Source organism: Breznakia sp. PF5-3 (genome assembly GCF_029504745.1).
Classification (GTDB): domain Bacteria; phylum Bacillota_I; class Bacilli_A; order Erysipelotrichales; family Erysipelotrichaceae; genus Breznakia.
This window is the reverse complement of record NZ_JAQFIQ010000024.1, coordinates 1-15,031: the sequence shown is the minus strand read 5'-3', so window position 1 is coordinate 15,031 and position 15,031 is coordinate 1. Positions and strand designations below refer to the sequence as shown.

14 protein-coding genes are annotated in these 15,031 nt (G+C 30.0%); all 14 read left to right on the top strand.

What is annotated here, in order from left to right; translation table 11 throughout:
• Positions 1-3 precede the first annotated feature (3 nt).
• Positions 4-855, top strand: coding sequence for a hypothetical protein (locus M2475_RS06940; protein WP_277490459.1), 852 nt, complete (start codon positions 4-6; stop codon positions 853-855).
• A complete protein-coding gene (locus M2475_RS06935) occupies positions 852-2,765 on the top strand; it encodes a glycosyltransferase (RefSeq protein ID WP_277490458.1) in 1,914 nt (637 codons plus the stop codon). Before M2475_RS06940 ends, M2475_RS06935 begins: the two co-directional genes overlap by 4 nt.
• A 57-nt stretch (positions 2,766-2,822) precedes the next feature.
• Positions 2,823-3,740 carry a glycosyltransferase gene (locus tag M2475_RS06930; protein WP_277490457.1) on the top strand — a complete coding sequence of 306 codons (918 nt, stop codon included), beginning with the start codon at positions 2,823-2,825 and terminating at the stop codon, positions 3,738-3,740.
• Between the two features lie 74 nt (positions 3,741-3,814).
• A complete protein-coding gene (locus M2475_RS06925) occupies positions 3,815-4,252 on the top strand; it encodes an FdtA/QdtA family cupin domain-containing protein (RefSeq protein WP_277490456.1) in 438 nt (145 codons plus the stop codon).
• 4 nt (positions 4,253-4,256) lie between these two features.
• Positions 4,257-5,357: a DegT/DnrJ/EryC1/StrS family aminotransferase gene (locus tag M2475_RS06920; RefSeq protein WP_277490455.1), complete on the top strand. Its 1,101-nt coding sequence runs from the start codon at positions 4,257-4,259 to the stop codon at positions 5,355-5,357.
• Positions 5,358-5,382: 25 nt separating this feature from the next.
• A complete protein-coding gene (locus tag M2475_RS06915) occupies positions 5,383-5,880 on the top strand; it encodes a GNAT family protein (RefSeq protein WP_277490454.1) in 498 nt (165 codons plus the stop codon).
• Entirely contained in the window at positions 5,873-7,333 is a 1,461-nt protein-coding gene (locus tag M2475_RS06910; protein ID WP_277490451.1) for an oligosaccharide flippase family protein, read from the top strand. The genes M2475_RS06915 and M2475_RS06910 overlap by 8 nt, the downstream gene beginning before the upstream one ends.
• Before the next feature lie 128 nt (positions 7,334-7,461).
• A complete protein-coding gene (gene rfbA / locus M2475_RS06905; RefSeq protein ID WP_277490450.1) occupies positions 7,462-8,352 on the top strand; it encodes a glucose-1-phosphate thymidylyltransferase RfbA in 891 nt (296 codons plus the stop codon).
• A complete protein-coding gene (rfbC, locus tag M2475_RS06900; RefSeq protein WP_277490449.1) occupies positions 8,353-8,928 on the top strand; it encodes a dTDP-4-dehydrorhamnose 3,5-epimerase in 576 nt (191 codons plus the stop codon). It begins immediately after the preceding gene.
• A gap of 1 nt (position 8,929) precedes the next feature.
• The gene (gene rfbB / locus M2475_RS06895; protein ID WP_277490448.1) at positions 8,930-9,958 is read left to right on the top strand and encodes a dTDP-glucose 4,6-dehydratase; all 1,029 of its coding nucleotides are present in this window, start codon (positions 8,930-8,932) and stop codon (positions 9,956-9,958) included.
• 50 nt (positions 9,959-10,008) lie between these two features.
• Positions 10,009-10,938, top strand: a complete 930-nt coding sequence (locus M2475_RS06890) for a glycosyltransferase (protein WP_277490447.1) — start codon at positions 10,009-10,011, stop codon at positions 10,936-10,938.
• Between the two features lie 22 nt (positions 10,939-10,960).
• Positions 10,961-11,839 (top strand): glycosyltransferase, encoded by an 879-nt coding sequence (locus tag M2475_RS06885; RefSeq protein WP_277490446.1) that lies wholly within the window; start codon positions 10,961-10,963, stop codon positions 11,837-11,839.
• 29 nt (positions 11,840-11,868) lie between these two features.
• Complete coding sequence (gene rfbD / locus M2475_RS06880) at positions 11,869-12,711, top strand: dTDP-4-dehydrorhamnose reductase (protein ID WP_277490444.1); 843 nt, start codon at positions 11,869-11,871, stop codon at positions 12,709-12,711.
• A gap of 306 nt (positions 12,712-13,017) precedes the next feature.
• Positions 13,018-14,748, top strand: coding sequence for a threonine--tRNA ligase (gene thrS, locus M2475_RS06875; RefSeq protein ID WP_277490443.1), 1,731 nt, complete (start codon positions 13,018-13,020; stop codon positions 14,746-14,748).
• Positions 14,749-15,031: the final 283 nt, after the last annotated feature.

Genomic DNA, 15,031 nt, shown 5'->3' with positions numbered 1-15,031 from the left:
ACTATGGTTACATTTGTTATTTTACACTATAAATCTATTAAAGATACGCTTTCTTGTATACAAAGTATCCAATTATTGACGGAAGAGCATTCAATAATTGTTGTTGATAATCATTCAAATATTCCAGAAGATATAATGAAAATTAAAGCAACAGGAGTAGATTTTATAGAGTTAAAAGAAAATATTGGCTTTGCACAGGGAAATAACATAGGTTGTGAAGTTGCAATAAGAAAATACAAACCAGATTTTTTATGTGTAATCAATAGTGACACAATTATAAATCAGAGTGATTTTATTTCTAAAATATATAAAATACATGATGCGACAAAGTTTCATGTATTAGGACCAAAAATATTACCAGAGGATTTGGATTCATCAAATCCTTTTCCTGTGTATAAAGACCTTGAAGTAGTAAAAAATAAGATTCAGTATACAAAAAGAGTAATACGAATATATGAGAATTATTTTTTGTATTGTATATTTAAAATCTATTCGTGGAGTAAACATGTTTTTAGAAAGAAAGACAAACTGAAAAATGGAGATAAACGAGTATATGATGTTGGTTTGCATGGTTGTGCCTTGATTTTCTCAAAGACTTATTATGAAAAGTACGGAAAGGATATTTTTTATCCGGGTACGTTTTTATATCATGAAGAAGAGTTTTTATATTATCGATGTGTAAAAGATAGTTTAATTTTCATCTATGATCCAGAAATTGAAATTATTCATAATGAAGGGAAATCTCTTCATAAGACAATAAAAAATGATAGACAAAGATCATTATTTAGAAATCAAGAGATACTAAAGTCATTGAAAAAGTTGGAAAAGATAATGGAAGAGGATGCAGAAATATGAAAGCGTATGAAACAGTTGATGTAAGTATTATAATTCCCATATATAATGGTGAGGCTTACATAAAAAATATAATTGCAGCTTTAAAAAGACAAACATTACAAAATTTTGAAGTACTTCTTATAAATGATTGTTCTACAGATAATACGATAAATTATTTACAAAATCTTCCTGATTTTTATAGTATATACACAAATGAAAAAAATAGCGGAGCTGGGTTTTCGAGAAATATTGGCATTAAAAAAGCTAAAGGAAAGTATATTTGTTTTATTGATGTAGATGATGTTATTCCAGATAATTATGTGCAAGAGTTATACACAAGTGTAAGTGAAAGAAATGCAGATATTGCAATTTGTGATATAATCCTAAAAAATGAAAAGATGACAAAAAGTAGTTTTTCTTTTCATAATAAAAAGGAATTAATTGCGAATCCTTTTATTGCGTCTCCATGTGCAAAAATATTTAGTAAAGAATGCTTTGAAAAATTAACGTTTGTTGAGGGGATAATTAATGAAGACGTGGCTACAATAATTCCAATTATTGCACATGCTAAAACGATTGTTTACACAGAGGAAACATATTATATGTATGTACAAAATGCAGAATCTGTTCAAAATAGAATATTTGATTTTAATAAATTTAATGTTTTCCCAGCTGTTAAAATGGCTTTGGAAAGAATGGATTCTAAAGATAAAGAACAATACGAGGATATCATTATATATAATCAAATTTTATTATTCTTTATTTACTCACTTATCACAATAGGCCCCTTTTTAGATAGATACAAATATTTAAAAACATTTTATAGAAAGAGTAAGGGGATTAATCTAGTATCTAATGGATATTTCAACAATCATTTAAAAACACATGGAAAAATTAATCGTATTTATTATCGCATATTATTGTTTTTAGTAAGTCATCGATTAATATTTATTTCAAATATAACGATATCACTTTATCAAATTGCAAAGAAATTAGATTTTAGGAAACGCATAATTTCTAAAGAAATAGCAATGAAAGATTTGATTTCTGCTGCAACAAAACAAAAAACTCTTAAATCAGGAAATATCAAGATATCTGCAATTATTCCAAACTATAATTATAAGCACTATTTATATGAAAGAATTTATAGTATTTTGTATCAGGACTATAAGATTGATGAGATTATTATTTTGGATGACTGTTCAAGTGACGGGAGTCAAGAATTGATTATGAAAATTGTAGAAGAGTTAAAAGATGCTGTTAATATTTCTTTTCAATTTAATGACACAAATAGTGGTAATGTTTTTAATCAATGGGAAAAGGCTTTCCAATGCGCCTCAAATGATTATGTTTGGATTGCGGAAGCAGATGATTACTGTACACCTTCATTCGCAAAAGATTTAATTAATAAAATGGAAAATGAAGATGAATTACCTATGATTGCTTATTGTAAAACACAATATATAAATAAGAAAACTAATATTATTCTAAAAGACTCAGAGAAACTAATTGATTTGGATCAAACTGGTCATTGGGCATCTTCTTACAGTAATTTAGGGTATGATGAAATTATGAAATATATGTACTTAAACTGTACGATTATTAATGTATCTTCAGTATTATTTAAGAATTCTGAAAATAATTATGTACCGTATTTTATAAAAGCAAAAGAGTTTAAACAGGTTGGTGATTGGATGTTTTATATTCAAATGTTAAGCGAAGGTAATATTTTATATTCTACGAATGCTAATAACTATTATAGAGTTCATGGAGACAATACTACTTTAGTAACAAAGAAAAAAGAATATTTAAGAGAAATAGAAAGAGTTCATGAATATTTGAATCATACATATACACTTTCTTCCAAACAACAACAAAGAATTAAAGAACGGTATAAAGAATTAGAGCAAGAATGGGATTTAATAAATTAGTTTGTATAATATAAAAAGAATGTATGTGTTAAACTTACGTAGGAAGGAAAATAACTTATGATATCGGTAATAATGTCAACATATAAAGAGCCTGAGCATTTTTTGAGATCTGCGATAGAATCCATTTTGAAACAAACCTATACAGATTTTGAATTTATTATTATTTTAGACAATCCAGATAATATGCTTCATAAAAATATTATTAATGGATATGCTCTTAATGATCAAAGAATACAATTCTATGTTAATGAAAAAAATTTAGGACTTACAAAATCTTTGAATAAAGGTTTAAAATATGCACAAAGAAAGTATATTGCAAGAATGGATGCAGATGATATTTCTAGTGAAGATCGATTTGAGAAGCAAATTCGTTATCTAAGAGATAATGATTTGGACTTAATTGGAGGAAATACACAAATTATTAATGAAGATGGTGAGAGCTTGTATTCAATTAAAAAAATTCCTACTAATGAACAAGTAATAAAAAAAGTAATTAGGTATAATCAATGTATTGCTCATCCTACCTGGTTGGCGAAACGAGATTTATTTATAAAGCTAAATGGATATCGTGAAATGCCGCTATGTGAAGATTATGATTTTACATTACGAGCAATATTAGCCGGATATAGAGTTTCAAACATTAATGATACGGTTCTAAAGTATCGAATGACATCACAAAGTATTTCAAGAAATAATCTACTTCGACAATATTTATATATGGAATATATTACTAGAGAATATAGACATGGGAAAGTGGCACAAATTATAGATGCTCATACGTATGTTGATTATAAGTTTTCAGAGGTAAAATCTGAACGCTATAAGAAGGCAAATGTTATCTTTAATAAAGCATTAAACAATATTGAAAAGAAGCAATTATTTGGTTTCTTTGTAAATGGAGTAAAATTGGTATTTACATCCTTTACTTTTTTGAAAAAAACTTATCGGTTAATTAGAGTATCATTAAATCATTAAATGTTATTTGCTTAGTATTTCAATACTGTTATATAATAGGTAAAGTAAAAAGGTTATTTTATTAGGAGAACAAAATGAAAAACACAAAAATGATACATTTTAAAGATATCACTGACGTACATAACCAAACTCGACCAATGGGTCATTTAACACCAATAGAATCTGCTATTGATGTTCCCTTTGAGATTAAACGTATTTACTATCTAACCAAAGTCCCAGAAAATACTACACGAGGCTTTCATTCACATAGAGAGTTACAACAGGTGCTGCTTTGTTTGAATGGTAGTGTTGATATTGAAATTTCTACACCAGATGAAAAAGAAAAAATAACATTAAATAACCCAGCAATAGGTCTTTATATAGGGCCGATGGTATGGAGAGAAATGTCAAATTTTTCACCAGGAAGTGTTTTGCTTGTTTTGGCATCAGAACATTATGCAGAAGATGAATATTTGCGGGACTATGATGACTATTTAAAAAAAGCGACACTTTATTTTGGTGAAAAGGAGTAAACAAATGAAAGATATAGTAAAATTTAATGCTCTTGATATAATGCATTCTGAGATAAGAAATGAATTAGATGAAGCTGTAAAAAGAGTGATGGATTCTGATTGGTATATTTTAGGAAAAGAAAATGAGAAGTTTGAAGAAAAATTTGCAAACTATTGTGAATGTAAATATGCTGTAGGTTGTGGTAATGGTTTAGATGCATTGCGCCTAATTTTACAAGCATATGGTATAGGTGTTGGAGATGAGGTTATCATTCCTTCAAATACGTATATTGCGACTGCACTTGCGGTTTCTTATGTTGGTGCAAAGGTGGTATTCGTGGAACCTGATAAAGAAACTTATAATATTGATCCTTCTGAAATAGAAGAAAAAGTAACAGAGAATACAAAAGCTATAATTGCTGTACACTTGTACGGGCAACCTTGTGACATGGATCCTATAATGAAAGTCGCTCAAAAATATAATTTAAAAGTTATTGAAGATGCTGCTCAGGCACAAGGGGCGAAATACAAGGGGAAAAAAGTAGGATCTTTGGGAGATGCTGCAGGTTTTAGTTTTTATCCGGGAAAAAACCTTGGAGCTATGGGAGATGCAGGAGCTGTGACAACAAATGACAAAGAACTTGCAGATAAAATCAGAGCGATTGGTAATTATGGATCAGATTATAAATATCATCATATTTATATGGGCACAAATTCACGTTTAGATGAAATGCAAGCTGCTATTTTATCTGAAAAATTAGATTATCTAGATAAATGGAATAAAAGAAGAACTGAAATCGCTAATTACTATTTGAACAATATTAAAAATAAAAAAATCGGATTGCCAAAGGTTAGTGATTTTGTAACTCCAGTATGGCATATTTTTGCGGTTCGAACAAAGAACAGAGCAGAGTTTGAAAAATATTTAAATGATAAAGGAATTCAAACGATGATTCATTACCCTATTCCAATGCATTTACAAGAAGCATATGCTGAATTAGGAATGGATGCAGGTACATTAGAAATCTGTGAAAAAATCTCAGAAACAATCATCAGTTTGCCAATGTATTATGGGCTTACACTTAATGAAATAGAATATGTTGTAAATGTAATAAATGCTTACTAAAAAGAGAAGAGGTACAATGATGGTTATGTTGAGACGGTTAAAAAAAGAAGATGCACCTTTGATGTTGGAATGGATGCATAATCGTGTTAATAATGATATTTTTCAAACAAATTTCACTTCTATGAAAAAAGAAGATGTCGAAAATTTTATTGAACATTCATATTCACAAACGAATCAACATTTTGCAATTGTTGAGGAAAATGATGAATATTTGGGAACGATTTCTTTGAAAAATATAGATCAAAAGAATAAAAATGCTGAATATGCAATAAGTATTCGTGATATTGCTAAAGGAAAAGGAATTGCGGCCTTAGCCACTGAACAAATTTTAAAATATGCATTTAATGAATTACAATTGGATCGGATTTATTTATGTGTTTTGAATATAAATAAAAGAGCTAATCGGTTTTATGAAAAATTTGGTTTTGTTTATGAAGGTAAGTTTAGAAATCATTTACATAACGATTTGGGATATCATGATTTACTATGGTATGGCTTGTTAAAGGATGAATATAATGAATAAAATTAAATCAGCATTAAATAAATATATAGGTTTGCCAGTCGAAGTAAAAGCTTCTATATGGTATACCATAAGTAGTATTCTCCAAAGAGGTATTGCTTTTTTAACTCTTCCTATTTTTACTCGTTTGTTAACAACAGATCAATATGGGCAATACACCATTTATAATTCTTGGTTAGGGATTGTTATGATTTTTACTACACTAAATTTACAATATGGTTCATTTAATACAGCAATGTCTAAGTTTGATAAAGATCGTGATACATATATATCATCGATTCAAGGTTTATGTTTGGTATTGTCTTTTTTTGTATTCCTCATATATTTAATTAATCCTTCTTTTTGGAGCAATATTCTTGAGATTCCGATGCTTCTTTTTGTTGTAATGTTATTAGAAATTCTTGGACATGCTTTTGTGGCTTTTTGGAGTTCGAAAGAAAGGTTTTCATTTCATTATCGCTCGATGATATTTGTAACATTAACAATAACTATTTTATCATCTGTGTTAGGTGTAATAGCTGTACTTTCATTAGATGATAAAGGGAGTGCAAGAATTGTCTCAAATGCCCTTATATATATTATATTTGGTGTCCTATTCTTTTTTCTGAATTTGAAACGTGGAAAGAAAATATTCTCGAAAAAATATTGGAAATATGCACTGACATTTAATATCCCGCTTATTCCTTATTATTTGTCAGAAGTGATTTTTAATCAATCAGACAGAATTATGATTAGTCAAATGAGCGGACGCGATAAAGCGGGGATTTACGGATTTGCTTTTCAATTTTCCATTTTACTTTCTTTTGTGATGACCGCAATCAATAATTCTTATGTTCCTTGGATGTATAATAGAATTAAGGAGAAAAATTATGCGCCTTTGAAGAAAGTATCAAATATGCTAATTATGTTTGTAGCAACATTACTAATTTTATTAATTTTCTTTGGACCTGAAGCAATTGCGTTGTTAGGCGGAGCAAATTATGTAGAAGCTATATGGATTGTTCCTCCAGTTGCAGGGAGTATGCTGTTTTTGTTTCTATCTCAAATGAGCATCAATGTTATGTTTTATTATGAGAAAAAATCTTATATGGTAAAATCATCTATTACTGCTGCAATTGTAAATGTTGTATTTAATTATATTGGAATAAAAATATTTGGCTACTTGGCAGCGGGTTATGTTACATTATTTTCCTACATTCTCTATGCAATTATGAACATTTATTATATGGAAAAAGTATGTGCTCAAAATATTGAAAATTATCAAACCGGAAGTATTTATGATTTAAAGTCCATTATCATAATCTCTACTTTGTTTTTAATTGGTAATGTTGTTATTTTGTTTTTGTATACAGATAATATGCTTAGATATGGTTTTATGGTAATTATGTTTATTCTACTATATATCTTTAGGAGTAAGATTGTAGAGGTTATTAGAGTAATAAGAAATATGAAATAATTCTTTATATCCTTATCCATTATTGCTATAAGAGTTATAAATATAGTATAATGTTGTGGAAAGATTTTGCTTTTTCTAAGAAGTTTTATTTTGAAAAATATAACAATATATTAAAAAGGAGACAAACTATGAAAGGAATAGTTTTAGCAGGTGGAAGTGGGACTAGATTATATCCACTTACAAAAGTAACAAGTAAGCAATTATTACCTATTTATGATAAACCAATGATTTATTATCCCTTATCTATTTTAATGAGTGCAGGTATAAAAGAAATATTAATTATTTCTACCCCAGAAGATACTCCTAGGTTTAAAGAATTGCTAGGTGATGGGAATCAGTTTGGGATTGAATTAAGCTACAAAGTTCAACCTTCACCTGATGGCTTAGCACAAGCTTTTATTATTGGTGAAGAATTTATAGCTAATGATAGCTGTGCTATGATTCTAGGAGATAATATTTTCCATGGGCATGGACTAACAAAACGTTTACGAGCAGCAGTTGAAAAGGAAAAAGGTGCTACTGTATTTGGATATTATGTGGAAGACCCAGAGCGGTTTGGCGTGGTAGAATTTGATGAAGGTGGAAAAGCAAAATCATTGGAAGAAAAACCAAAGAAACCTAAATCGAACTATGCAGTAACAGGTCTATATTTCTATGATAATAAAGTGGTAGAGTATGCAAAAGCCTTAAAACCTAGTGAACGTGGTGAGTTAGAAATTACAGATTTAAATAGAATTTATTTAGAAAATGATGAATTAAATGTGACTCTATTAGGAGATGGATTCACATGGTTAGATACAGGAACACATGAATCTCTTATAGATGCAGCAAATTTTGTACATACTATTGAAACACATCAAAATAGAAAGATTGCATGTCTTGAAGAAATTGCATATGATAATGGTTGGATTAATCATGATGAATTAAATACGATTTATGATATTTATAAGAAAAATCAGTATGGAAAGTATCTTAAAAAGATTTTAGATCGTAAGTATATTGATAAAGAGGTTAAATAAATGAAAGTTATAAAAACAGATTTACCAGAAGTCTTGATTGTTGAACCAGACTGTTTTGGTGATCATAGGGGTTGGTTTATGGAAACTTACTCTGCTACTAAATTTTCGGATTTAGGAATAAAAAATGATTTTGTTCAAGATAATCATTCTATGTCGCAAAAAAGAGGAACATTAAGAGGACTTCATTTTCAAAACAATCCACATGCTCAAGCAAAGCTTGTGCGTTGTACGCGCGGAAAGGTTGTAGATGTAGCTGTAGATATTCGAAAGGGAAGTCCAACATATAAGCAATGGGTAAGTGTTGAATTGAGTGATGAAAATAAGAAAATGTTATTTATACCCAAAGGGTTTGCACATGGATTTTTATGTTTGAGCGATGATGTAGAATTTCAATATAAAGTAGATTCCGAATATTCTAAAGAATGTGATCGAGGAATTCGATATGATGATCCTAGCATTGGGGTTGATTGGGGACAGCTATTGAATGGAATTGAACCTATTTTAAGTGAGAAAGATATATCTGGCCCAACACTTGAAGAGAGTGATTGTAATTTTATTTACGAAGGAGACAAATAATATGAAATTTTTAGTAACAGGCGGAGCTGGCTTTATTGGAGGGAATTTTGTTCATTATATGGTGGACACATATCCAGAGGATGAAATTGTGTGCTTAGACTTGCTAACCTATGCAGGGAATTTGGAAACACTAAAATCCGTAGAAAACAAACCGAATTATAAATTTGTAAAAGGAGATATTGCTGATCGTGATTTTATTTTTGATTTATTCAAAAAAGAAAAATTTGATGTAGTAGTCAATTTTGCTGCAGAATCACATGTTGATAGAAGTATTGAAAATCCAGAAATTTTTGTAAAAACGAATGTAATGGGAACAACAACTCTTTTAGATGCTTCAAAAGAATATGGTGTTAAACGTTATCATCAAGTATCTACTGATGAAGTTTATGGAGATTTACCATTAGATCGCCCAGATTTGTTTTTTACTGAAGAGACACCGTTACATACATCTAGTCCTTATAGTAGTGCAAAAGCAGCAGCTGATTTATTTGTATTAGCATATCAACGGACATTTGGGTTGCCAGTTACAATTAGCAGATGTTCAAATAATTATGGGCCATACCATTTTCCGGAAAAACTAATCCCCTTAATGATTGCTCGGGCACTTGACAATGAAAGTCTACCAGTTTATGGAAAAGGGGATAATGTTAGAGATTGGTTGCATGTGTATGATCATTGTGTAGCAATTGATTTAATAATCCGAAAAGGAAAAGATGGCGAAGTATATAATGTGGGTGGACATAATGAAAGAACAAATCTTGAGGTTGTAAAGACTATATTAAAGGCGTTAGATCGTCCAGAATCTTTAATTAATTTTGTAGAAGATAGAAAAGGACATGATATGCGTTATGCGATTGATCCCAAAAAATTAGAAACAGAATTAGGTTGGAAACCTAAGTATAATTTTGATACAGGAATACAGCAAACGATCCAGTGGTATTTGGATAATAAAGAATGGTGGCAAAATATTTTAAGTGGTGAATATCAAGAATATTTTGATAAAATGTATAAAGAAAAAGGAAGAATATAAGTTTTAAAACTTATATTCTTTGCTTTGTGATGAGTGTGGAGGTGATAGTAGTGAAAAGAGGGCGAGTTGATATATTACTTTCTGTATATAATCCTAATTTAGATTATTTGAAGAAACAGCTAATATCTATAAATCAACAAACATATACGAATATTAAAATATATGTATTTGATGATTGTGTTGATAAGCGAACAGATCCTTTGATTTTTAAAGAATACATAACTAATTTTTCTTATGAATTACTTCCCTACGAAGAAAAAAATTTGAATTATATTTTAGCTTTTGGAAAGTTACTAGAAGCTTCCAAAGGGGAATATATAGCATTTTGTGACCAAGATGACATTTGGATGCCAAATAAGATCGAAAAATGTGTACAATATCTCAATGATACGGATACTTTATTGGTTGCATCAGATCGCCAAATAATTGATGGAAAAGATAATATAATACGCGATAGTGTAAGAAAATATAATCATAAAAATTATGATTCTTGGCAAACATATGATGATATTGCAAAATACAATATTTTTGTTACTTATGCTGTTGGAATGAGTATTGTTGCTCGAGGTGATTTTGCTAGAAGTACCCTTCCATTATCTGGTGTTACCGCACATGATACATGGCTGTTGTCATGTGCAAGTACGGAAGGTAAAGTAGCTTTTCTGAATGAGGCATTAGTTCAATATCGAAGACATGGAAATAACGTAAGTGGCATATTGCCAAACATTAATTCCAAACAAGATTACGTCCAAAAACGAGTCGAAAATTCAATTAGAAAAATAGAGGATTTGGAAAGAAAATATCCAAATCACAAAGACTTAGAAGAAATCAAAGATTTTGCATATGCGAGAAAGAATAAGAATATTCGTAAACTTATAAAGTATCGGTATTTGGCACCTGACCTTGTGAAGTTTGAAATTGTTATGAAATTTATTCCGAATTTTTTATTTAAGTTTTTGCTTTCCTTTGCAAGAAGGTAGTATATATGAATAGGAGAACAGTATGGATGAGCAATTAATGAGTGTCATTGTTATGTGCTATAATAACGAAGTTTTATTGGACAAAACAATTGAATCAATTCTTTCACAAACATATAAAAATATTGAAATCATCATAAGTGATGATTGTTCAAAAAATTATGATAAAAGAAAAATGCAATCCATTGCATTAAAATGTCAACAAAAAACAAAACAAGTGATTATAAATCATAACGAGAATAATATAGGGACTGTAAAGCATTTCAATAAACTTATTAAAATGGCAAATGGTAGTTATATTATTCCTTTATCGTGCGGAGATGAATTCTATTCATCAAATGTTTTAAGCAGGGTTAATGAAGAATTTCAAAATTGTAAAGCATTGGTTATCACGGGGGTGCGTGAAGGAATTCGACCTTTAAAAGCAAGAAGTTATCCTACTAAATATCAAATTAAAATATTAAAAAAGGATTCTAAAAAAATATTGCAACATCTATATAAATATGCAGATTTGATAAGTGGTTCATGTACTTATTATAAGAAAGATGTTTTTCAAAAATATGGATACTTTGATGAACAATACAAGTTATTAGAAGATTGTCCTTATTATATTAAATTGCTAGAAAATAATATTTCTATACAATTTGTTAATGATCTTTTTATTCGTTACGATATGAATGGTGTTTCTACAGGTGAAATGCATCCATTATTGAAAGAAGATATGAGACAAATGTTTGTAAATATTTTAGAAAATGCTAATTTATCTTTTTTTTCTAAGCGTGTTGTGAAATATCGCATACAAAAATTAGGAATACAAACGGGGGGTTCTAAATTGATTTTCAATTTAAGAAATGCAGATGTTATTATTTTGTTGGTATATAATCGAGTTTTAAAAAGATTTTAAATAAATAAAGTGGTGAGAGGTGAATAAATATGAAATTGCTAGTAACGGGTTATAAAGGACAGTTAGGTTATGATATTGTCAATGAAGCACAGAAAAGAGGGATTAATGCAGTTGGAGTAGATATTGAAGAAATGGATATTACTAATTCAAAGCAAGTACAACAAGTAATTACGCAAGGAAATTATGACGCAGTAATTCATTGTGCAGCATATACTGCAGTTGATCAAGCAGAAGATAATTCAGAACTTTGCTATAAGATTAATGTCGAAGGTACAAAAAATGTTTTGGATGTATGTGAGAAATTAAATATTCCAATCATGTATTTTTCTACAGATTATGTTTTTAATGGTCAAGGAGAAGCATATTGGAAAGAGTATGATAAAAGGGAGCCATTAAATATTTATGGTGATTCAAAATATCGTTCAGAGCTTGATGTAGAGAAATATAAGAAACATTTTATTATCCGAATTTCCTGGGTTTTTGGAGTGAATGGCAATAATTTTGTGAAAAAAATGTTGCAACTTGGAAGCACATATCCTGAAATAAAAGTTGTGGATGATCAAATTGGATCACCAACATATACTTATGACTTGGCAATCTTAGCTGTTGATATGATACAAAGTGAAGCTTATGGAACATATCATGCAAGCAATGAAGGAATATGCAGTTGGTATGATTTTGCTTGTGAAATATTTAGGCAAGCAAATATAGATGTAAAAGTTATTCCTGTAAATAGTGATGAGTTTCCTGTCAAAGCAAAACGACCAAATAACTCGCGAATGAATAAAGGTGAATTAGATAAACACAATTTTAAGCGGTTGCCAGATTGGAAAGATGCTTTAAAACGCTATTTAGAAATAATTAAATGCTAATGTTCTTGCATATATTGAGTAAAATCTTAAATAGTTGACGAATTTGATTATTTGTTGTATAAAATAAAGTATAAAAGCTATGAAAAGGATATGAATCTATTTCGTTGATGCAGAGAGAGAAGTGGTGGTGAAAACTTCTTGAGATAATTTAGATTTACTCCCTTTGAGCTGTCCCTGAAAAGGTGTACCGTGTAGCAGGCGTTACTTCTGCAAGAGGTGTATTAATTACACAAAATAAGGTGGTACCACGTAAGTCTCAGCGTCCTTTGGCGATGAGACTTTTATTTATATTAGGAGGAAAAGAAAATGGTTGATTTTTTGAATGATGAATATCTAAATAAGCTAAATCATTCTTGTGCACACGTACTGGCACAAGCTGTTCAACATTTGTATCCACATGCAAAATTTTGGGTAGGACCAGTCGTAAGTGAGGGTTTTTACTACGACATAGATCTAGGTGATGATGTAATTAGAGATGAAGATATTCCAAAGATTGAAAAAGAAATGAAAAAGCTTTGTAAAGACGGAAAACGTATTGTTAAGGAAGAAATATCAAAGAAAGATGCATTAGACATGTTCAAAGATGATTTATATAAAATTGATTTAATCAATGATTTAGATGATGGAACAATTACAATTTATCGACAAGGTGATTTCGTTGATTTATGTAGAGGACCTCATGTTGATACAGTTAAAGAATGTCGTAATTTTAAATTGATGAAACATTCTGGTGCCTATTGGAAAGGTGATAAAAATAACAAAGTTTTACAGAGAATCTATGGTGTATGTTTTCCAACAAAAGAAGAATTAGATGATTATTTGGCACTTTTAGAGGAAGCAAAAAAGCGCGATCATAAAAAGCTTGGGCGAGAATTAAATATTTTTATGATGAGTGAGTTTGCACCAGGCATGCCTTTTTTCTTACCAAATGGAATGGTTATTCGAAATATGTTAGAAAACTATTGGTATGAAGAACATGTAAAAGAAGGGTATGAATTTATTAAAACGCCAATCATGATGAGTAAAGAATTGTGGGAATTAAGTGGTCATTGGGAAAATTACAAAGAGAATATGTATACATCTGAAGTTGATGATAAAGTGTTTGCTATAAAGCCTATGAATTGTCCTGGCGGAATGTTGGTTTATAAGAATGGATTACACTCTTATAAAGATCTTCCAATGCGAATAGGTGAATTAGGCCAAGTACATCGTCATGAAGCTAGTGGAGCATTAAATGGATTATTTAGGGTGCGTACGTTTACACAGGATGATGCACATATTTTCATGCATGAAGGACAAATTGAAGATGAAATTATTAAATTATTAGGGTTGATTGATCGGTTATATTCAACATTTGACTTAGATTATCGTATAGAATTATCTACTCGTCCTGAAGATAAATATATAGGAACAATCGAAGCATGGGATAAATCTGAAGCTATTTTAGAGAAAGCGATTAAGAAATCAGGGAAAAAGTATAAAATCAATCCTGGGGATGGTGCATTTTATGGCCCAAAATTAGATTTTCATATCCGTGACTCTTTAGGGAGAAGTTGGCAATGTGGTACAATTCAACTAGATGCTAATCTTCCTGAACGTTTTGATTTGACTTATGTGGATGCAAACGGTGAGAAAAAACGTCCGATTATGCTGCATAGAGCAATTTTCGGTTCGATTGAGCGATTTATCGGGATTTTAATAGAACATTATGGAGGAGCATTTCCTACATGGATAGCTCCAGGTCAAGTTAGTGTGTTACCAGTAAAAAATGAATATCATTTGGAATATGCAAAACAAGTATACGACTTGTTGATGGAAAATGGTATTCGTGTGAAAATGGATGATCGCGAAGAAAAATTAGGATACAGAATTCGTGAGAATCAAATGCAAAAATATCCATTTATGCTAATTTTAGGTGATACTGAACGTGATGAAAAAACAATTAGTTTCCGAAGATATGGTGAACAAAAAACAACAACTTTGAAACAAGAAGAATTTATATCTTTAGTGTTGGATGAAATTAAGAATAAAAAGTAAAGACAGTGCAAACTGTATTTCTTTGATTATAATCTCAACTGCTCCTTGTGTGGAGTTGTAAAACAAATGTAAACACATTAAAGAAGAATAGAAAAGCCCTGCTTACTAATGTAGTGAGCAGGGCTTTTATTATCGCAAAAAAATACCACCTGCTATGCGGGTGGTAAAAGAACTTAAAGAAACCTCCATGTTATAGTAGAAAGTAGCCTGGCAGCTACAACAATAACAAGGAGGGTCTAATGAAAGACAATACTAGTTTATCACATACATCATATCGATGTAA

Bases quoted from the DNA above. Each gene is read 5' to 3' on its own strand.
- M2475_RS06925 (WP_277490456.1), top strand. From the start codon at position 3,815: ATGAAAAACACAAAAATGATACATTTTAAAGATATCACTGACGTACAT.
- rfbC (WP_277490449.1), top strand. From the start codon at position 8,353: ATGAAAGTTATAAAAACAGATTTACCAGAAGTCTTGATTGTTGAACCA.
- M2475_RS06915 (WP_277490454.1), top strand. From the start codon at position 5,383: ATGTTGAGACGGTTAAAAAAAGAAGATGCACCTTTGATGTTGGAATGG.
- M2475_RS06935 (WP_277490458.1), top strand. From the start codon at position 852: ATGAAAGCGTATGAAACAGTTGATGTAAGTATTATAATTCCCATATAT.
- rfbB (WP_277490448.1), top strand. From the start codon at position 8,930: ATGAAATTTTTAGTAACAGGCGGAGCTGGCTTTATTGGAGGGAATTTT.
- M2475_RS06885 (WP_277490446.1), top strand. From the start codon at position 10,961: ATGGATGAGCAATTAATGAGTGTCATTGTTATGTGCTATAATAACGAA.
- M2475_RS06910 (WP_277490451.1), top strand. From the start codon at position 5,873: ATGAATAAAATTAAATCAGCATTAAATAAATATATAGGTTTGCCAGTC.
- M2475_RS06940 (WP_277490459.1), top strand. From the start codon at position 4: ATGGTTACATTTGTTATTTTACACTATAAATCTATTAAAGATACGCTT.
- M2475_RS06930 (WP_277490457.1), top strand. From the start codon at position 2,823: ATGATATCGGTAATAATGTCAACATATAAAGAGCCTGAGCATTTTTTG.
- rfbA (WP_277490450.1), top strand. From the start codon at position 7,462: ATGAAAGGAATAGTTTTAGCAGGTGGAAGTGGGACTAGATTATATCCA.
- rfbD (WP_277490444.1), top strand. From the start codon at position 11,869: ATGAAATTGCTAGTAACGGGTTATAAAGGACAGTTAGGTTATGATATT.
- M2475_RS06920 (WP_277490455.1), top strand. From the start codon at position 4,257: ATGAAAGATATAGTAAAATTTAATGCTCTTGATATAATGCATTCTGAG.
- thrS (WP_277490443.1), top strand. From the start codon at position 13,018: ATGGTTGATTTTTTGAATGATGAATATCTAAATAAGCTAAATCATTCT.